This is a genomic window from Mucilaginibacter gotjawali (genome assembly GCF_002355435.1).
In the GTDB taxonomy this organism is placed as follows: domain Bacteria; phylum Bacteroidota; class Bacteroidia; order Sphingobacteriales; family Sphingobacteriaceae; genus Mucilaginibacter; species Mucilaginibacter gotjawali.
Genome location: NZ_AP017313.1, coordinates 4,285,868 through 4,305,202, shown reverse-complemented (window position 1 = coordinate 4,305,202; position 19,335 = coordinate 4,285,868). Strand labels below are relative to the sequence as shown.

Below are 19,335 nucleotides of genomic sequence, written 5' to 3'. Positions count from 1 at the left end.
AAAATATAGAGATGAAAGCAAAAAATATTTATATCTACCTAACCGCATCCCTGTTTATTATTTCAACAGGATGTAAAAAGGTACTGGATCAACCCGTGTTGGGCCAGTACCAAACCAGCAATTTTTTTACCTCTGATGCCAACGCTATTTTGGGGGTAAATGCTGCCTATGCGCCGCTCACCTTTACGGACGGGGCATCAAATGCAATCTGGGTTTTAGGCGACCTGGCTTCAGACGATGCGATAAAAGGAAGCAGTGATGGCGACCAATCTGATTTTTTGAGCGTGCAAAACTTTAACATCAACCCTTCAAATTCGGCTGTTGAAGCTGTTTGGAAAAGGTATTATGACGGTGTTTTTGCCTGTAATGTGGTAACCGACGGCCTGGCGACCAGCCAGCCCGGCGTAAGCGAGCCGGTAAGGGCCTCCGTATTGGCACAGGCTGAATTTTTAAGGGCTTATTACTACTTTAATTTAACTGCGGCTTACGGAAAAATACCTTTGCATTTAAAGGTTGAAACCCCTGCAGAACTACAGAGCCCTGCTTTACCACAGGCGCAAATTTACGCGCAGATAGAAAAGGACTGCCAGGCCGCCGCTGCCGTTTTACCAACCACCTGGACCGGTGCGGATGTTGGGCGTGTAACCAAAGGTGCAGCTTTGTCTTTATTGGCTAAAACCTATCTTTTTGAACAAAAATGGGCCCTGGCGGCATCAACCGCACAACAGGTAGAGGCACTTGGTGTTTATAGCCTGCTGCCGGTTTTTGCCGATAACTTTAGGGCGGCAACCAAAAATAACGCTGAAGCTGTGTTCTCCATTCAACACACAAGCGGCCTTGTTCCGTACCAGGGTAATAATTTAAATGCATGGTTTGCACCGCGGCCATTAAATGGCTACGGATTTTACCTGCCAACACAAAGCCTGGTTAATAATTTTGAAAAGGCACCGGATGGCACCGTTGACCCGCGCCTTGATTATACTGTTGGACGGGCGGGACATCCTTATTTCGATAGCGCTTTTGATCCGTCATGGACCTCAACCGGTTACGTAAGTAAAAAGCACACGCAGCCATTATCCGAGATCCCGGTTAATATCAGGGGCGATGGCAATTTAAATTACCAGGCCATACGTTTTTCAGAAGTGCTTCTGATCGAAGCTGAAGCATTAAATGAGTCGGGTAGCTCAGCGGCAGCGTTAATTCCGCTGAACAAAGTACGTAAACGCGCAAGGGAAAGTTATTTATATGATGCTTCTTTACCCGGTTACGGTACCGTACCTGCAGGTTTATTACCTGATGTAAGTATAACCGACCAGTCATCGTTGCGCGATATTATCCGTGCAGAAAGAAGATCAGAACTTGCTTTAGAGTTTCATAGATTTTTTGATATTATCCGTTACGGCCAGGCTTACGCCGCAGCGGCACTCAGTAATAAACCCAACTTTAATTTTACCACCAACCAGTTTTTCCCGATACCGGAAAGTGAAAGGGAGGCTAATTTAAAATTGGGTGAGTAATTGTACATTTTTTAAATAATCATTGATAAATGAAAAAGCTTAAAAAACTAAAAGCAGTGTTCATCATGGCGATGGCGCTGGCAGCAGTCTTTCAATCGTGTAAGAAAAGCGCTGATAAACCAAATTATAGTTCTGATAAGACCAAACTTGCAGCAGAAACAGATTCATTGACGGCGGTTTATAACGCAGCGGTTGAGGGAAAACAAGCAGGAGATTATGTACCTGGCTCAAAAGCGGCACTTCAAACTGCGCTGTCGTTGGCCAAAAGTGTTGTAGACGGTCAATTTACACAACAGCAGGTTAATAATGCCGCAGCAAATTTAATGCGGGCTGCCGCGCAGTTTAATGTTAACTTGATTCAGCAGATTTCGGCGGCAAACCTTGTCGCCTCCTGGACTTTTAACGGAAATCCTAAAGATGTATCAGGCAATGGCCACGATGGTACTTTACAAACAGGCTGGGTAGGTCCTTACGGCGCACCCGCTGTTGATGGCGCTACACTGCCCGCGTTGGTTGCCGACCGTTATGGCGTTGCCAACAACGCTTATCATTTTAACAACGGCGCTTATGTTGAGGTTCCTTATGACGCGTCGCTCCGGCCGTCGAGCTTTACCATTTGTGCATGGATAAAACCAGATGTGGCCAGCAATGGAAATTACATATTTTCACTGGATCGCTGGAACGGCTACAAATTTCAATTGCAGGGAGGCGACTTACCTTTCCTTACGGTAATGACCAGCACCGGCGACCATGACCAGGATGATGGCGGCCCGTCGGTTACCTTAGGTGTTTGGACGCAGGTAGTAGCAAGTTTTACAAACGGTACCGAGAAATTTTATATCAACGGTGCATTGGTAAAAACGGCTAACATTACCGGTGACCCGACCACGTTGGTTTCGCCGCCGCCTGTTGCCATAGGTAACGAACTTCCAAAAAGCGCTTATAACTTTGCTGATCCCAACAGCCCTAACGCTTATTATGGCGGTAATTATTTTATGGGATCAATTGATGACGTGCATCTTTATAATAAAGTTTTAAGCGATACGGAGGTAAAGTCATTGTATACAATGGAACAGCCATAGGCAGTTAATTGATGAAATATTAACAAATGAGTGATTTAGTGCCAGGAACAGACCGGTACACTTGTTTAAAGAGACTAAGGTGAGATTTAGTTGATCATTTAAAGTTCAGTTTTGAAGAGCATCCCAAAAGGGTGCTCTTTTTTTGTCGAAACTAACAAGGGAAAGGAAATACAGAAACGATCAAAGGCTACCGGGAGCGCTTATTTCCCTACGCGATCTTGTAAACTGGCCGGGTACCTTGCCCCTTCAATAGTAATTTGGGCTGTAGCAGCTTCAATATTTGCCAAATCATTAGCGGTAAGTTCAACCGCAGCGCCGCCCAGGTTTTCTTCCAAACGGTGCAGCCTGGTAGTGCCCGGGATCGGAACGATCCATGGTTTTTGAGCCAGCAGCCAGGCGAGTGCAATTTGTGCCGGCGTCGCTTGCTTTTCCTGTGCAATTTTTCCAAGCAGCTCAACCAAGGCCTGGTTTGCTTTTCTTGCTTCCGGCGTAAAGCGGGGTACGATATTACGGAAATCGGTTTTATCAAAGGTGGTATTTTCGTTGATGGCGCCGGTCAGAAAGCCTTTACCCAGCGGGCTGAATGGCACAAAGCCGATCCCCAATTCTTCCAGCGTGGGCATTATTTCTTTTTCGGGCTCTCTCCACCACAAAGAGTATTCACTTTGAAGTGCTGCTACCGGCTGCACAGCGTGCGCCTTCCGGATAGATTGTTCCCCGGCTTCTGACATACCAAAATGTTTTACTTTTCCTTCGGCGATCAGGTCTTTTACCGTTCCCGCTACGTCTTCCATCGGCACGGCGGTATCCACCCGGTGCTGGTAAAACAGGTCGATGCGATCGGTCTTCAGCCGTTTCAGGGCCTCCTCGGCCACTATCCGGATCCGTGCAGGGCTGCTATCCTGGCCCAGCGCAGGTTTCCCCTCTTTAAATCCAAATTTAGTAGCGATCACTACCTCATCACGGAAGGGTGCAAGCGCCTCGCCCAGCAGTTCTTCGTTTTCAAAGGGCCCGTAAGCCTCCGCGCTGTCGAAAAACGTTACGCCAAGTTCAAATGCCCGGCGGATAAGTTTTATAGCATCCTGTTTATCAGCAGCCGGGCCGTAACCGTAGCTTAATCCCATGCAGCCCAGGCCCAATGCTGATACTTCCAGGCCGCTGTTTCCAAGTTTTCTCTTTTCCATCGCTATTCTTTTTAAATTGTCATCTTCTGACCAGCACAAAGGTCAGCCGTATTTTCAAGCTTATTGTTATACAGATTACGGTATTTACTACCAATATCACTGCCTGGCGTATTACTTATCAGGGGCAAGGTCGCCGAACCAATACGCCGCCGTTACGCCGCCGTCCATCAGGAAGTCGCTGCCGGTGATAAACGCACCGTCAGGCCCCATAAGTAGCGCGCCTATAGTTCCAACCTCGTCAGGCGTTCCTGCCCGCCCGGCTGGAGATACGGAGAGCATGCGGCGGTAGCCATCACCGCGCGGCCCTTTTAATTCATCATTTGCTAAAGGCGTAATTATAATTCCCGGGCTTATCGTATTTACCCGTGCGCCCCTTTTTCCCCAGCGCACTGCTTCTGCCATCACCCTTAAAGAGTTACCGCGCTTGGATAATTGATAGGCATTAAGGGCGTCCGTCACTTTTTCGGGTTGCAAAAACGGGAGGTTTAACAGCTCTTCAGTCGGCGTTGTGGCCAGTGCCTTATTTTGTTGGATGGATAGCGGCGGCAAACGGTGACCAGATTGTGACGCAATGACAATGCCTGCGCCACCGGCAGCGATTACGTTGCCAAACTCTTCCAGCACAAGCGCGGTCCCGTAAAGATCAACTTTGAGGATAGTTCCTGGTGAGGCCTGGGAAGGAGAAACGCCTGCCGCATGGATTACTCCCCATACTTCTCCGAGCGTCTGCGCAAGTTCAACAAGCGCATGAACTGAAGCACGTGATGTCACGTCGACTACTGCTGTGGTTACAGTGAACCCGGCATCATTCAGTGTTTTTGCGGCTGCGTCCGCATTTTCCTGCTTTATATCTGCCAGCAACACATGCTTACCGGCACTAACCCGCCGTACAATAGCCTGGCCGATTGACCCGGCGCCGATAACAACGTTTACATTTTTCATATAAATAATTTTATAGTTGGGTTATTCAATTTATAATAGCACAAAAGTGCGGTCTATTTTTATTTCGATTGTTATACAGATTACGGTATTAGCTACCAATATTACTTATTCACCCGTTAAGGTACTGAAAACAACAGACGATTGCACTAACTTTGAATGAGTAGGTTATACCCCAAGCGAGTACATGCTTTAAATTAAATTTAAAACATCTTCAGTTCTCATGGTTAAACTAGCCGGTTTAAAACAGATATTTGGTAACAAATCCAACATCATGATAAATATAAAAAGCTGTTTACTGTTTATTCCCTTGTTATTGGCGGGGACAAGTTTCAGGCCTCAAAACACACAGGTTTGGAACAACAAAAAATGCGCGGTAGTGCTAACTTATGATGATGCAATTGATGTCGACCTGGATAATGTGGTGCCGGCGCTGGATTCGATGAAACTAAAAGGCACTTTTTACATTATCGGGTCATCCCCTGTGGTAAATAAGCGTATGGGTGAATGGCGCCGGGCTGCTAAACACGGGCACGAATTGGGTAACCATTCTTTATTTCATCCCTGCGACGGCAGTTTGCCTGGCCGCAGCTTTGTTGGCCCTGATAATGATCTGAGCAAATATTCTGTTGCCCGCACGGTAGATGAGATTAGGGCGACTAATAGCTTGCTTAAAGCTATTGACGGCAAAGATGTACGGACATTCGCCTATCCTTGCGGCGACCGTAAAATCGGCGACGTGTTTTTTTACGAACAGCTGAGAAATGATTTTGCCGGCGCAAGGGGTGTTACCCCGGGGCTGCAAACTATCGATAAAGTAGACCTGGATAACGTTGATTGTTACGCCATCAATGGGCAGACGGCGGACTATATGATAGCCCTGGTGAAAAAGGCGATGGAAACCCACACCTTGCTCGTTTTTCTTTTTCATGGGGTTGGCGGCGGGCATAACCTTAATGTCAGTTTAAAAGAGCATAGCCAGCTTTTACATTTTATTAAACAAAACGAAAAGGATATTTGGGTAGCGCCAATGGTGGATGTTGCAGTGCGTATAAGAGAATACCAGGTGGCGAACCATTTGAAGCGCAATTAATTGGACCTTGCTCAATAGTGTTTCAAATCGGCGAGGTGGTATTTAAAGCCGTGTATTGACAATAATCCTATTTTTTTGTAAATTCGTTAATTGAAAAAACAGCATAATACCGGACTTGATTTTATTATAGACAAGCTGACAAATTCTATCGAGAATGCTTTAACAGGAGAAGTATTTGATACTGAAATTGTTGCCGTAAAAGGTGCAGACATTAAACAAATAAATAAAAAAGATTGGCAATTTGACTGGCACAAAGAATTGAAGGATGAGACTAAAGAAGTTTATAAACTAACTACAGTTAATAATCCAACAATCATACAAGGGCTTTTGAGTGTAGAAGATAAGCAAGACCATATTTTTATGCACTTGATTGAAAGTGCAAAATTTAATAAAGGGAAAGATAAAGTGTATTTTGGCGTTCCCGGGAACCTTGTTGTTTACGCCTGCAAAGTTTCGTTTGCCAAGGGCTATGATGGTTTCCTTGCTTTTGATGCCAAATCAGCACTTATCAAGCATTATCAGGAATCGCTTCATGCAACGCATTTCCGTGGTCTCAGAATGTTCATTGAAACTAAAGCGGCTTTAAGGCTGATTTCAAAATACTTTAATATCTAAAAAAATGGGACTCATTAAAGAACCGAAGAATATAGATTTATCCGGAAAGTCTGAACCCTGGACGGCAGAGGAGTTATTGGATTTCAGAAAGATCATGCAGGAAATTAAGGCTAAAAATGCAAAACGGAAGGAAAAGACTTTGCGACTTAAGATCGATACACATCAAGCCTGACAAGTTCTCGTTGTTTTCCTCATCCACCCTTCTTTGTCGATGACCTCACGATCAGCTTTGGCTTTATGCTGATGATCTTAGGTACCACTGCTGTCTCTTCCTTATTCTCCATTTCCTGGAAATACAAATTAGCCACTGTTTTACCCATATAAACGCTAAACTGGTCGATGGTGGTAATGGATGGGCTGGTAATCTCGGTAAAAGCCTCATTGGAGTAACCGCAGATTCCCAGTTCCGATGGCACTTTAATACCCATCGCGGTAGCTACTTCCAATACGCCCAGTGCCGAAAAATCGGATGTGGAGGCGAATATGGCATCGGGCGGCTGGGCAAGGTTGAGCAATTTCCGGGTTCCTTTTGCACCCAGTTCTTTTGTCCACGCATTTTCAACTATCAGTTCATTCAGTACCGGCATCCCGTATTTTTTTAGGGCATTTAAATACCCTGCCTTGCGCTGGCGGAAGATCTGCAGGTTTTGCGGCCCCTCCAGCAGGGCGATGCGCTTATAGCCTTGTTCAACCAGGTGCGAAACTGCTTCAAGCGAGGCCTGTTCATTGTCATTGATCACTTTTAAAGTTTCCAGTTCGTCGGCTACCCGGTCAAACTGGATCAATTGAATGCCATTATCCAGCACATTTTGCAGGTGTTTGTGATCTGAACTATCTGCCGAGATGGATATTACAATGCAATCAACATGCTGGTTAATCAATGTATTTACACATTTGATCTCCTTGCTCTGTAATTCGTTCGACTGGCAAATGATAAGGTTATACCCTTTTTGGTAGGATGCTTCCTCAATGCCCGCTATTACATTCGAGAAAAAGTTTTGATTAATAAAAGGAACTACTACACCTATTGTTTTGGACTGCCCTTTGCGCAGGTTAGAAGCCAGGGTGTTGCGCTTATAGTTTAATTCGGCGGCTGTTTTAACGATTAATTTTTTGGTCGCTTCGTTTACCTGATCACTATTATTTAAGGCCCTGGACACCGAAGATGCGGCAATATTCAGCTTCTTGGCGATGTCATAAATAGTAGTTCTCTTTTTATTTTTCATACAATTCGTAAAAATAATAAAATATATTCCTGCAATCGATTGCAGATTAAAAAAATAATTTAATTTCGCTGTGGAAAGAAAGAACCAGGAGCCAGGAATCAAGAGCCAGGATTTTATTGAAATAATTAATCTTTAAAAGGTTGACAGCGCAGAAAAACGCTTCCATTTTCTTCCTCTTGACTCCCGGTTCCTGACGCTTGAATCTACTTATAAACCAATTTAAAGATGTTATTATTAGGAATTGATTTAGGAACTTCATCCATTAAGGCGTCGGTTGTTGATGCTGCTACGCAAAAGGTGGTCGCTTCGGCGCAATACCCGGATATTGAATCGCCCATCACCGTACTCCATCCTGGCTGGGCAGAGCAATCTCCGGAAATGTGGTGGGAACATGTTCAAAAAGCTATTGTAATTTGCAATAACAAAGGGCTTTATGATCCTTTGGACATTGCGGCGATAGGCATAGCCTACCAGATGCATGGTTTGGTTTTGGTGGATAAAAACCAGCAGGTGTTACGCGACAGTATTATCTGGTGCGACAGCCGCGCGGTAGAAACAGGCAATAAGGCTTTTGGCGCCATCGGGGAGGAGCATTGTCTTTCGCACCTGCTTAATTCACCCGGCAATTTCACTGCATCAAAACTGGCCTGGGTAAAGGAAAATGAGCCGGAGGTTTATGATCGTATTGATAAATTTATGCTGCCCGGCGACTTTATTGCCATGCGGCTAACCGGAGAAGTTTCTACCTCTGTTTCTTCTTTGTCTGAAGGGATATTTTACGACTTTTTAAACAATCGATTGTCAAAAGATCTTATCGACTATTTTGGTTTTGACGAAGCCTTGTTTCCTGCCATTCAGCCGGTATTTTCGGCACATGGCGGCCTGACGCCTTCCATAGCTCAAAAACTTAATTTAAAACCGGGCATACCTGTTACCTACAAAGCCGGTGATCAGCCCAATAACGCACTTTCTTTAAATGTACTTAACCCGGGCGAAGTGGCTGCAACGGCAGGTACATCGGGTGTTATCTACGGGGTTAGTGATCAACTGGCATACGACCAGCAATCACGGGTAAATACTTTTGCCCACGTAAATTATACGGAAACCCAAAAACGGTTGGGCGTGCTCCTGTGTATCAATGGTGTAGGCAGCATGTACCGCTGGTTGAAGAATATTATCGGCGGATCAGAAAGTTATTTGCAGATGAACAGCAAGGGAGCAGAAGCCCAGGCTGGCAGCAACGGCCTTTTAGTATTGCCGTTCGGCAACGGCGCTGAACGGATGCTCAGCAATAAAATCGTAGGGGCTCAATTTAGTAACATCGACCTGAATATCCACACCCAGGCGCATATGATCAGGGCTGTACAGGAAGGTATCGCATTTGCATTCCGCTATGGCCTGGATATTATGCGCGAAAATGGAATGAACCCGACAGTGATCAGGGCAGGAAAAAATAACTTGTTTTTGAGTGAGTTATTTACAGAAACCTTCGTTAATATAACCGGCGTGCCTGTCGAACTATACAAAAACGACGGCAGCGTTGGGGCTGCCCTTGGCGCAGGTATTGGTGCAAATATCTTTTCATCCCCTAAACAGGCATTTGAACATATGCACCCGGTTGAACTGGTGCAACCCTCCGGCAAAAGCCTGGAACCCGCTTACCATGAATGGAAAACTTTACTGCAAAAACAACTATAAAAATAATCGTTACCAAAGACTTACGAAGTTTCTAAAACTTCGTAAGTCTGAACGGACAGGCAATCACTAATTCAATAAATCACTAATTCAATAATTATGATAATAACAGGAGAAAAGGAATTTTTTAAAGGCATAGGCCAGGTAAAATTCGAAGGAGCACAATCAGATAACCCGCTGGCATTCCGCTGGTACGACGAGAATAGAGTAGTGGCCGGCAAAACCATGAAAGACCATTTGCGTTTTGCCTGCGCATACTGGCATTCTTTCTGCGGTAGCGGCGCCGATCCATTTGGCGAACCAACCCATTTGTTCCCATGGAATGAAAAAGCCGATGCCGTTGAACGGGCAAAAGACAAAATGGACGCAGCCTTTGAATTCATCACTAAAATGGGCATGCATTATTACTGCTTCCATGATGTGGATGTGGTAGATTACACCAATGACGTTAATGAAAACGACCGCCGCCTGCAGGCTTTGGTTGAATATGCCAAACAAAAACAAGCCGCCAGCGGGGTAAAATTATTGTGGGGAACAGCCAACCTGTTCAGCCATCGCAGGTATATGAACGGCGCGGCAACCAACCCTGATTTCCAGGTGCTGAGCCATGCCGGCGCGCAGGTAAAGGCAGCCCTGGATGCAACCATAGCCCTGGGCGGCGAAAACTATGTGTTCTGGGGTGGTCGGGAAGGCTATATGTCATTATTGAATACTGACATGAAACGCGAACAGGAACACCTGGCCAAATTTTTGCATACCGCAAAAGACTATGCCCGCAAACAAGGGTTTAAAGGTACTTTCTTTATCGAACCAAAACCATGCGAGCCAACCAAACACCAGTATGATTATGATGCAGCTACCGTATTAGGCTTTTTGCAAAAATACGACCTGATCAACGATTTTAAACTGAACCTTGAGGTGAACCATGCTACATTGGCCGGCCATACTTTCCAGCATGAGCTACAGGTAGCTGCGGGTGCAGGTTTGTTAGGTTCCATTGATGCAAATAGGGGCGACACACAAAACGGATGGGATACCGACCAGTTTCCGAATGATATCAACGAAGTAACCGAAATCATGATGATCATCCTGGAAGCAGGCGGTTTTGCAGGTGGCGGTATTAATTTTGATGCCAAGATCCGCCGCAACTCAACCGATCCGGCTGATTTGTTTTATGCCCACGTTGGCGGTATGGACATCTTTGCCAGGGCGTTGGTTACTGCCGATAACATCCTCCAAAAATCTGAATACTTAAAACTGCGTAAAGACAGGTATGCCTCTTTCGATACCGGCAAAGGAAAGGCTTTTGAAGAAGGTAAACTGACGCTGGAAGACTTAAGGGCCTACGCCATTGAAAACGGCGAGCCGGCAACCATCAGCGGCAAACAGGAGTATATCGAAAATTTAATCAACAGGTATATTTAGTCGGTTTAGTTGATTGAGTTGATTAAGATGAATTGGTTGATTAGGTTAAAATGATCGAAAATAAATTAAAATTTAATCAACCAATTCATCTTAATCAACTTTTCCAAAAAAATGACTATAATTGTCAAACCAACATTTAAACGAATAATAAACTATGAGACAATTATCTTACGGTGATTACCTGGTATTTTTTATATACTTTGTCATTGTCGCTACTTACGGCTTAACGGTATATCGTCGTAAAAAAAAATCCGATGTTTCTAAATCTAAAGATTACTTTTTAGCAGAAGGGTCGCTTACCTGGTGGGCCATCGGTGCCTCTCTTATCGCCTCCAATATCTCTGCCGAGCAGATGGTGGCAATGAGCAGTAACGGTTTTACCATGGGATTGGCCATCTCCACCTATGAGTGGATGGCCGCGCTGACGCTGATCATTGTGGCGGTATTTTTTATCCCGGTTTATCTTAAAAACAAGATCTTCACGATGCCGCAATTTTTGCACCAGCGGTACAACAGCACCGTTGCCATGATTATGGCAGTGTTTTGGCTGCTGCTGTACGTGATCGTAAATTTAACGTCGATACTTTACCTTGGGGCCATTGCCATCCACGGGATATCAGGGGTTAATTTTAATGTATGTATCGGCTTGCTGGCGGTATTTGCCATCGTTATTACGCTGGGTGGCATGAAGGTAATTGGTTATACCGATGTTATACAGGTATTCTTTTTAATTTTAGGCGGCCTGGTAACCACCTACATCGCCGTTAACCTTGTTGCAACACATTACGGGCAGAGCGGCATAGGCAGTGGGCTGTCTATCATGTACTCGAAATTTCACGACCATTTCCATATGATCCTGAAGAAGGATAATGCGAGTTACGGTGACTTACCCGGCTTAACCGTATTAATTGGCGGTATGTGGATTGTAAACCTGAATTATTGGGGATGCAACCAGTATATCACGCAGCGCGCGCTTGGGGCTGACTTGCCGACGGCTCGCGGCGGCATCCTGTTTGCGGCATTTTTAAAGCTTTTAATGCCGCTAATCGTAGTATTACCAGGTATTGCGGCTTTTGTGTTATACAAGGAAAACGTATTTAATACCGATATGGCGGGCAGTATTTCAAGTAATCATGATAATGCCTACCCGGTTTTATTAAACCTGTTGCCGGCGGGCATTAAGGGACTTGCTTTTGCAGCCCTAACCGCTGCCGTTGTAGCGTCGTTAGCCGGAAAGGCCAATAGCATCGCTACCATTTTTACATTGGATATTTACAAAAAGAAGATCAGGCCCGATGCCTCCGAAACTAACCTGGTAAAAGTGGGCAAAATTACGGTGGTGGTAGCGATGATCCTGGGGGTAGTTATTTCACCATTCCTGGGCATTGATAAAAAAGGCGGATTCCAGTTTATACAGGAATATACCGGCTTTGTATCGCCCGGTATTTTTGCGATGTTCATTTTGGGGTTCTTCTGGAAAAAAGCATCATCCAATGCCGCCATGTTTGCAACCATCGGTGGGTTTATCTTCTCGGTTTTCTTTAAATTTTTACCGAAGCTGACCGATCTGTCATCCCTGGCACATTCTGGTTTTTCCTATAAAAACGCAGACAGCCATTTATACGAGATCCCTTTTCTCGACCGGATGGGTTTTGTTTTTGTAATTTGTATCGTCGGGATGATCGTTATCAGTTTGATAGATCATGCGAGGGGCAAAACAACCAACGGCCTGGAAGTTGATGCCAAAATGTTCCGCACTACCAACGGCTTTGCCGTGGGTGCGCTTATTATCATCGGTATCCTTGTAGCGCTTTATACTGTTTTCTGGTAGGCAGAAAAATAAGTTCAAAAAAAGCAGCGATAGGTTAAAATCATCGCTGCTTTTTTTTATGCATAGGCGATATACCGGAGTTGGGGTGGGGATTTGTAGAGAGGCGAGACGATATTATTTCCCTTGCGCCGTTAGGTGCAAAACATTTGTAGAAAATAAACAACACATGAAAAGCGTGCCATCGGTACGCAACTATTGAAGCGGCATCGGCGCTAATGCATGGCGTATAGGTTTCGTACCTACGGCCAATGTCATTAAGTTAAGGATTTAGTAAGATGGTTTAAAGTTTGAAAACGTCCTATGTTTGCTTTTAGATTGTTTGTTTTTCCTGACTCGTTCATAGGATCTGTTGGGTCTCACCGGTAATATATCTCTTATAAAATGAGCGTGTAATATATTCAGGATACGACCAACGTCATTATCTGTAAAAAGAGAGATAAGGTTGATCTTAAGCTTACCGATTGACTTATTTCTATTAACTTTCATAGGATATTTTCTACTTTTTGAGTTTTCGTCTATTGATTGTTGAGCATCTTTTATCAAAACTGAATGTAGATTTGCAGTAAAAACGGTAGCATAGAAGTCCTGTTCAACGGATTCAACCGTTAATCCGCTGAAAGCTTCTAGTTGAAGGATATTCTTTTGAATGGATATATTCGTCTCTACCCCCCATCTCAAGAAGTAAAGCTTTTTGAAGTCGCTATTGGGAAAACCGTCTTCTGCCCATAAGTTTGTCACTAGTACTTCTATTGTTTTTTCAAGCTCAACCCGTACTAGCCTCACTTTTAGCAATGTCTGCCTGGTGATGATGAATCCGCTTTCTTTTAATCCTTCTATGGCCGCTTTCCCTGGTGATAGATGAATAACTTCTGTTTGTTTACCTCTCGCTACAAATTCCTGTACCATACTATGATTATCCTTTCCCCTGATGACGAATTTAATTTCCTTCTCGGCCCAAAGATGTAAGGCGAACATTTTGTAACTGCAAAAATTTCTGTCGTAAATAGCCAGCATATCTTCCTCCAATTCTTCTGTTGCATCGTAGGCCATTGGCACTTCTCCATAACGATAAGGCGCTATTTTAGAATAAAGAACAAGCTGATTGAGCACGTCGTAGTGGTAAAATGTTTTAGCCTGTACAAAATTGCAATTCTGATTACTTGCACCACCAAAATGGCCGTTGAGCACCGGAGTGTTTATTAAGCTTACATTAGAACCATCTGCTGCAATAACTCGTAAGGCTTTCCATTGCCTTATATCCGACCCCGCATAACAGTAAAAACTGCTGCAAAGAACCCTGTTCCAGAGACAAAAGAAGGATGGTTTTAGCTTTATGCGTTGTTGGGTAAAAGCACTTACCGAGCAGGTATTGGGGGCACCTAACTCCTCAAAAAACTTTTCCAACTCTATGCTAAGCGTCTTTTTGCAAAGCTTAACTATCAATAAAACAAGCCGTTCAAAAGGTAATTTTCTATTTCGAGTGAAGTCTTCAGGAGATCTTCGGAAATTATTCAGTAGAGCTTCATTATGTACTATCAATGAAACAAAGCTTTTTAGTTCGGAAATAATTTTTATTCCTATTTTTATCTCGGTCTTGGCCATTAGGGTTGTAGTAGTGTTTTGTGTTTTAGTCGATTCAAAACTACTTGCTGCAATCCTTTTTTGCTTGTCTTTTTCCTAACTTAATAACATGTGAGTCAATTGAGTATCGCTTAACTTAATGACATTGACCTACGGCCAATGTCATTAAGTTAAGAGAGTTTCTTTTTTTTTGCCCTCTTTATCGCGTAGCGAAAGAGAGGGCGGACGAGCGTAGCAACGTCCGGGTGAGTCAACGGAGCGCGTTTATGATCGCCATTGTCCGCTTAACTTAATGACATTGACCTACGGAACGAAATTTCAGGCTGACTTTTTTTCTACCAATATTTGACCCCGATGGGGTCTGGGGCGCTAAGTTAATTCCATCCGGGTTTTCTCGCAAATTGCTCCGCTGGCCGGGGTATGTAGCGAGTGGCCGTGCGGTAGTTTAACAGTTCGGGAGTAGTAATGCAAAAATATCCTGCCTCATTACCTGTCGGCGGCGCACGGGAAGGCGAAGATGAGGGCCTTTTGCCGATTCTTGTGAGAGTGTTGGCATTAAAATGATACCCCCCAGCTACGAAACATCCTTATCTTCCCTTATCTTTAACCCATGAACCAAACAGCACTTTCTTGGCCAAAAGTCGATTGGAAGAATTTTCAGAAAATCAGTTTGTTTCTTTACAGAGAACAGTCTGGAGACCCTGCCGTGGAAGAATTTTTACGCCAAGGACATTTCCAGGCGGGTATTGATCTGTTGTCTTTTGTGCAATCCACGGGTAGGCATACCTGTATCCAAAACAAGCATAGCGAACTATCTCTAGCACAATTGAAAAAAGCTCTGAGTGTTTTTTTGAACGGCACTTTTGCCGCAACTGCTGACATCTTTATTCTGACTACAACCGCTGACCTGCAAAATCAAAAAATACAACAATGGATTAATCAGCAGAAGATCTTACTAAGAACGCAAAATGGACTGGCTTTCGATGTATGGGATGTGACCCGTATAGAAGATATGCTTAAATTTCAATACCGGCTCGTTGAAAAATATTTTGGCAAGACAGAAGCTAAAGTACACTGTTTACAGCCGGCTTTTCAGCTACCGGAACTAACATCGTGCCCGAATTTTATTGCCCGACATATCCAGCCGCTGGCTGATGGTCCAGCGGATCAATCCTGGGACTTTGGGGATAAACCCCGTTCGGTTCTGACCCTGACCGCCTTACTGTCGGTATCCGGAACACAGCAGAAGATTTGCCTGGTAGCCGAAGCTTACGAAGGTAAAAGTAGCTTATTCCGCCAAACCGCCTGGGAGCTTTCGGAACTGGGTATTGGGTTAGCTCCGCTACCATTGGACCTGAAGTTTTGCTCGGTACTGCCAATTGCGCGTTTGCTAGAGGATTATTATGCCAGTTGGCTGAGCGTTCCTGCGAAGGACATCATCGTGCTGATCGACGGCCTCGACGAGGTTCCCACAGAACAGTTCAATACCGTAGTCGGACATATTCGGGATTTCAGCCGAGATCATCCTGCAGTCCGAGTCGCCTTTTCCTGCCGCAAATTATTCTATGCCTATCAACATTTGCCAGAGGAATTACCGGGATTTGGCTTTTATGAGCTAATGGACCTGCATCATGGCCAGCTTTTCGCCTATCTGGAAGCGCAACTAAACAGCCGCGCTGCTGCGATGACATTTTATTCAAAGATGAACGGACTGGGAATCGGGGATCTACTAACGACACCTTTTTACCTGATCCATCTCGTCAGTTGGTTCCGCGATGCTTCCCGTGAAGTTCCAAAAACGAAAATAGACGTCGCCAGACGATTCGTTGACGAATCACTTCAGCTATCTGCCAGCCGGAAAATACGGGCAGGACTCAGCTTGGATAAGTTTAGTGTTCATTACAAAAAGTTATTGCAGCAACTAGCGCTCCTATTACAAATCAAAGGGGTGAACGCCTGCCTGGATGAAACGCTCCAGGATTTTTTTTCACAGGTAGATATTGACCTGCTGGCGCATAGTTCGATACTGAACATCCGCAGAAATCAATGGTCTTTTATGAATGCTTTTTTCCAGGAACAATTGGCGGCATTGGCGTTGCTTAACTTTGATGTAGCAACGATCATCTGCTTGATAACGGTTGGGCAAAATATTCGAAAAGTTAGTAAAAAATGGATCCAAACACTGGCGACCTATCTCTCTCTGTTACCGGAAAACAATACAGAAAGGCAACAATTAATTGCGGTCATTGAAGCAGATAACATCGAGTTATTGGCATTGAGCGAGGGTAGTAAGTTCAGTCCGGCTTTTCGGTTGGAGGTATTGCAAAAGATTTTACAAAGGGCAAACCGGCATCAGGCAAGACTAGTAGCCATAGATGAATCCAACCTTGCGACCTTCGCAGGCAACAGCGATGCGGTAGTGAACGAATTAATCGGTGTGCTAGCGGCTGATACCCCAGTAATTGTCAAAATCGTAGCCTGTCGCACGCTTCGTTACCTACAACTGACCAACACACAGGCAGGGCGTTATTCAGTTATAGCCAAGCGGCAGCTATTAATCGAAAACGAATCGGGGTTGTGCCGACTGCTGCTGGAGGCGCTGGCCCATTACCAGATGGGCGACGACTTATTTTTAACGGAATTGCTTCAAAGAAGAAGTCTCCTGGAAATGCATGAATTTCGCCAAGGTTTGTATCGGTATTTTTCACGGCTTGAACTTGTAGACCTGTATTATAATTTTTTGCTGGAAGGCTTTGATGTACTTTATGCCCATAATCAATCGACTTCGCATTTTGGCTCGGAACGAAGATTGCTTGAATTGGTTTTGGATACACGCGAACCCAGGCGTATACGCCAGTTGTTTCATCTCGTTCAAAGTGAACCGTTCCAACGGTTCTTTCGGCATAATAACGATACGATCAAGGAGTTTTACCATAACTTGGCCACAGCTTGCGCAGAAATCTATCAAACCGATACTGCGATTATTTTCCCGGTTGTCGCTTACCTGATCTTTACCGGCAGACACAACTTTGACCGGGAAGCAAACGAAATGGTGGAGTTTTTGGACAAAACCAATACGTTTTCATTGGGGTTAAGAATCGCACTACTGTCGGATAAAACTGCGCAGCAGAGATATGCTTTTAGCGGTGCACTCCGTGCTAGCTGCTTTGAGGACATCCTTTATGCAGTCGAAGAGGGATATATTGACCGCAGACAATTTGCTGTTTTTGGAAGTGGCTTTTATTATAGCGGCCACCAACAGGAAGCGGAGCAACTGGAGCAGTTGGGCGTAGTTTTGTTCGACTTTAAAAATGAGCCAGACCCGAAGGCTTTGCTGTACCGTGAGGCTGAGCAGCGCAAACGGCAGAATGACCTTTATTATATAAGTTCTCCGGATGCTTTTCGGGAAGGGATTATTAAGCTATATGAACATTTTGGAAAGACCATCATCAGCACAGAGGAGTTACATGAACGATATGATTCAGATAAGCCGTTGCTGGAGGTTAACTCTGACTTGGTATGCTGGTTTCTGTCGGAGCAGGCAGACGACGAAAATGGGATCGAATTGGAGCGATGCCTACAGGCCTTGGGCGATAAACAGTGGTTTCTGACCTGGCGAATCGATAAACTAATGAAAAGTTACCTTGTCAACTATTTCCCTGATATTATAAGGGAACATCTCGATGCTTATTATAAGGAGGCTGTGATCACTTTTCCATTCCCAGCAGTTAACGCCAACAGCCCGCTGCGGGACAGGCGGCAGGCGGTGCAATTCCTGAAAATATGGGAAAAATATCAGTTCGAGACACCCGACACGGTATTGCTGGAATTTATCAGGATGAATTCGGAAGGCTTCAATGGGATGCACTTCGCAGAAGTTAACAAGCGCAACTCCGTTACCGCATTGTTACTGGAATATTTCAAGGATTACCCGCAATTAATAAAAGAAAAAATATTAGCCAATCTCCAAAATGGGCTAAGTGATGCAAAGGTGATCGGAACACACCTGGAATTTTGCCGTGTGTTGCGCATTCGGGAGGCACTTCCATTTATCCTCACTTACATATTGGACGAAAATTCACCTACCCGGCATGACGACGACTTTGTGAATCTCTATCTCGATTTAGGTGGTTCGCAGGCTGACTTGTTGCCAGTATTGGAAAGTATTACGGACCTGAATAGCTATCTGTTTCTTCACATGGTTAAGTTACTTGGTGAAAGTTACCCAGATGCGGTAACAGCGCGGTTGTTGTTTTGCCTGAATGCCGGAGATACTTCGGCGGAGCGTAAAATGGAAGCGGCCAGGCGCCTCGCCCAACTAGGTAATCAGGAGGGCTTTTCTTATATCGTAGCGCATCTTAAGCCGGGACAATTAGCGCCTTTCGACATCCAGGGTAATATCGCTGTTTGGAACGTGCCAACAGTCTGGGGATTGGAACAATTAAGCCCATTAATGCCAATTATTCTCGACGATGCCTCTGAACAAATGCGGTTCCATCATTCGCCAAAATATTTGTTGCTGGAAATTTTAAATGGGTTTGCTGCAAAAAGCGAGGCCGACTTGGAAATAACGACCACTTTCATGAACCAGTGCGCCATTCAGTTGGGTGTAACCCACCCTAAAAAAGCAGGGCATTTGGGCTGGCATGCCGAACAAATGACGGAGAGATACCGGCAGTCGGACCTGGTCATAATAAGCGACAGAGTCATTAAAAGGTTGTTCAATCAAATTATGGAGTAACAAGGCTTATTCTCGCACCACCGCAGCCCCACGCCGTCGCAAACGTTTTTTCTCCCTTCGCTGCCGCCCCGATTTATCGGGGTGGCCCGCCGATATGCCGCCTGCCGACAGGTGGCCCGTATTCCCGTTGTTGAGCCTTATGCATTAAAACAGAATTTTGTAGTTTTAATGCATAAGCCATAACTACAAATTCCATTATCGCGAAGGTTGATATGCTATTGATTTGGCTCACCCGCAAAAGCTGATTACCTGAACGCGGACCACAAGCCGGGAGGCTTGCGGTAGCGTGGGGAATTTTGGCGTTCTTTACCATGTATATTTCATGTTAAATATGCATGGTTGGGAGCAAGGACTATAGAAAGATAACCCGCGCTTTTCTCCCAAGTGTAAACTCAAATCAGGATTT

13 protein-coding genes are annotated in these 19,335 nt (G+C 44.8%); 9 read left to right on the top strand and 4 right to left on the bottom strand.

Going from position 1 to position 19,335, the window contains the following annotated elements:
* Nucleotides 1–11 precede the first annotated feature (11 nt).
* A complete protein-coding gene (locus MgSA37_RS18960) occupies nucleotides 12–1,517 on the top strand; it encodes a RagB/SusD family nutrient uptake outer membrane protein (RefSeq protein ID WP_096354130.1) in 1,506 nt (501 codons plus the stop codon).
* Between the two features lie 29 nt (nucleotides 1,518–1,546).
* Nucleotides 1,547–2,599 (top strand): LamG domain-containing protein, encoded by a 1,053-nt coding sequence (locus tag MgSA37_RS18955; protein ID WP_096354128.1) that lies wholly within the window; start codon nucleotides 1,547–1,549, stop codon nucleotides 2,597–2,599.
* A gap of 200 nt (nucleotides 2,600–2,799) precedes the next feature.
* Here MgSA37_RS18955 and MgSA37_RS18950 read toward each other — a convergent pair whose 3' ends face one another.
* Entirely contained in the window at nucleotides 2,800–3,783 is a 984-nt protein-coding gene (locus MgSA37_RS18950) for an aldo/keto reductase (protein WP_096354127.1), read from the bottom strand.
* Between the two features lie 111 nt (nucleotides 3,784–3,894).
* Nucleotides 3,895–4,725, bottom strand: coding sequence for an SDR family oxidoreductase (locus tag MgSA37_RS18945; protein ID WP_096354125.1), 831 nt, complete (start codon nucleotides 4,723–4,725; stop codon nucleotides 3,895–3,897).
* Between the two features lie 271 nt (nucleotides 4,726–4,996).
* Here MgSA37_RS18945 and MgSA37_RS18940 point away from each other — a divergent pair, with 271 nt between their 5' ends.
* The 3 genes from MgSA37_RS18940 (at nucleotide 4,997) to MgSA37_RS28350 (ending at nucleotide 6,602) form a co-directional block, all read left to right on the top strand.
* Nucleotides 4,997–5,815, top strand: a complete 819-nt coding sequence (locus MgSA37_RS18940; RefSeq protein WP_096357589.1) for a polysaccharide deacetylase family protein — start codon at nucleotides 4,997–4,999, stop codon at nucleotides 5,813–5,815.
* A gap of 90 nt (nucleotides 5,816–5,905) precedes the next feature.
* Complete coding sequence (locus MgSA37_RS18935) at nucleotides 5,906–6,430, top strand: hypothetical protein (protein WP_096354123.1); 525 nt, start codon at nucleotides 5,906–5,908, stop codon at nucleotides 6,428–6,430.
* Nucleotides 6,431–6,434: 4 nt separating this feature from the next.
* Complete coding sequence (locus MgSA37_RS28350) at nucleotides 6,435–6,602, top strand: hypothetical protein (RefSeq protein WP_157750643.1); 168 nt, start codon at nucleotides 6,435–6,437, stop codon at nucleotides 6,600–6,602.
* 19 nt (nucleotides 6,603–6,621) lie between these two features.
* On the opposite strand, the gene MgSA37_RS18930 is transcribed toward MgSA37_RS28350, so the two are convergent.
* Nucleotides 6,622–7,656, bottom strand: coding sequence for a LacI family DNA-binding transcriptional regulator (locus MgSA37_RS18930; protein ID WP_096354122.1), 1,035 nt, complete (start codon nucleotides 7,654–7,656; stop codon nucleotides 6,622–6,624).
* Between the two features lie 225 nt (nucleotides 7,657–7,881).
* On the opposite strand from MgSA37_RS18930, the gene MgSA37_RS18925 reads away from it, so the two are divergent.
* From MgSA37_RS18925 to MgSA37_RS18915, 3 genes are all read left to right on the top strand, one after another.
* A complete protein-coding gene (locus MgSA37_RS18925) occupies nucleotides 7,882–9,354 on the top strand; it encodes a xylulokinase (protein ID WP_096354120.1) in 1,473 nt (490 codons plus the stop codon).
* Between the two features lie 96 nt (nucleotides 9,355–9,450).
* Complete coding sequence (gene xylA, locus MgSA37_RS18920; RefSeq protein ID WP_096354118.1) at nucleotides 9,451–10,776, top strand: xylose isomerase; 1,326 nt, start codon at nucleotides 9,451–9,453, stop codon at nucleotides 10,774–10,776.
* Nucleotides 10,777–10,930: 154 nt separating this feature from the next.
* Nucleotides 10,931–12,607 carry a sodium:solute symporter family transporter gene (locus MgSA37_RS18915; RefSeq protein WP_096354117.1) on the top strand — a complete coding sequence of 559 codons (1,677 nt, stop codon included), beginning with the start codon at nucleotides 10,931–10,933 and terminating at the stop codon, nucleotides 12,605–12,607.
* A gap of 267 nt (nucleotides 12,608–12,874) precedes the next feature.
* On the opposite strand, the gene MgSA37_RS18910 is transcribed toward MgSA37_RS18915, so the two are convergent.
* Nucleotides 12,875–14,209 (bottom strand): IS4 family transposase, encoded by a 1,335-nt coding sequence (locus tag MgSA37_RS18910; protein ID WP_096353864.1) that lies wholly within the window; start codon nucleotides 14,207–14,209, stop codon nucleotides 12,875–12,877.
* A 589-nt stretch (nucleotides 14,210–14,798) separates the two neighbouring features.
* Here MgSA37_RS18910 and MgSA37_RS18905 point away from each other — a divergent pair.
* On the top strand, nucleotides 14,799–18,929 hold the full coding sequence (locus tag MgSA37_RS18905; RefSeq protein WP_096354115.1) for an NACHT domain-containing protein: 4,131 nt from the start codon (nucleotides 14,799–14,801) through the stop codon (nucleotides 18,927–18,929).
* Nucleotides 18,930–19,335 lie beyond the last annotated feature (406 nt).

Coding starts and splice junctions, on each gene's coding strand:
- xylA (WP_096354118.1), top strand. CDS start 9,451: ATGATAATAACAGGAGAAAAGGAATTTTTTAAAGGCATAGGCCAGGTA.
- MgSA37_RS18945 (WP_096354125.1), bottom strand. CDS start 4,725: ATGAAAAATGTAAACGTTGTTATCGGCGCCGGGTCAATCGGCCAGGCT.
- MgSA37_RS28350 (WP_157750643.1), top strand. CDS start 6,435: ATGGGACTCATTAAAGAACCGAAGAATATAGATTTATCCGGAAAGTCT.
- MgSA37_RS18960 (WP_096354130.1), top strand. CDS start 12: ATGAAAGCAAAAAATATTTATATCTACCTAACCGCATCCCTGTTTATT.
- MgSA37_RS18910 (WP_096353864.1), bottom strand. CDS start 14,209: ATGGCCAAGACCGAGATAAAAATAGGAATAAAAATTATTTCCGAACTA.
- MgSA37_RS18955 (WP_096354128.1), top strand. CDS start 1,547: ATGAAAAAGCTTAAAAAACTAAAAGCAGTGTTCATCATGGCGATGGCG.
- MgSA37_RS18940 (WP_096357589.1), top strand. CDS start 4,997: ATGATAAATATAAAAAGCTGTTTACTGTTTATTCCCTTGTTATTGGCG.
- MgSA37_RS18905 (WP_096354115.1), top strand. CDS start 14,799: ATGAACCAAACAGCACTTTCTTGGCCAAAAGTCGATTGGAAGAATTTT.
- MgSA37_RS18915 (WP_096354117.1), top strand. CDS start 10,931: ATGAGACAATTATCTTACGGTGATTACCTGGTATTTTTTATATACTTT.
- MgSA37_RS18950 (WP_096354127.1), bottom strand. CDS start 3,783: ATGGAAAAGAGAAAACTTGGAAACAGCGGCCTGGAAGTATCAGCATTG.
- MgSA37_RS18925 (WP_096354120.1), top strand. CDS start 7,882: ATGTTATTATTAGGAATTGATTTAGGAACTTCATCCATTAAGGCGTCG.
- MgSA37_RS18930 (WP_096354122.1), bottom strand. CDS start 7,656: ATGAAAAATAAAAAGAGAACTACTATTTATGACATCGCCAAGAAGCTG.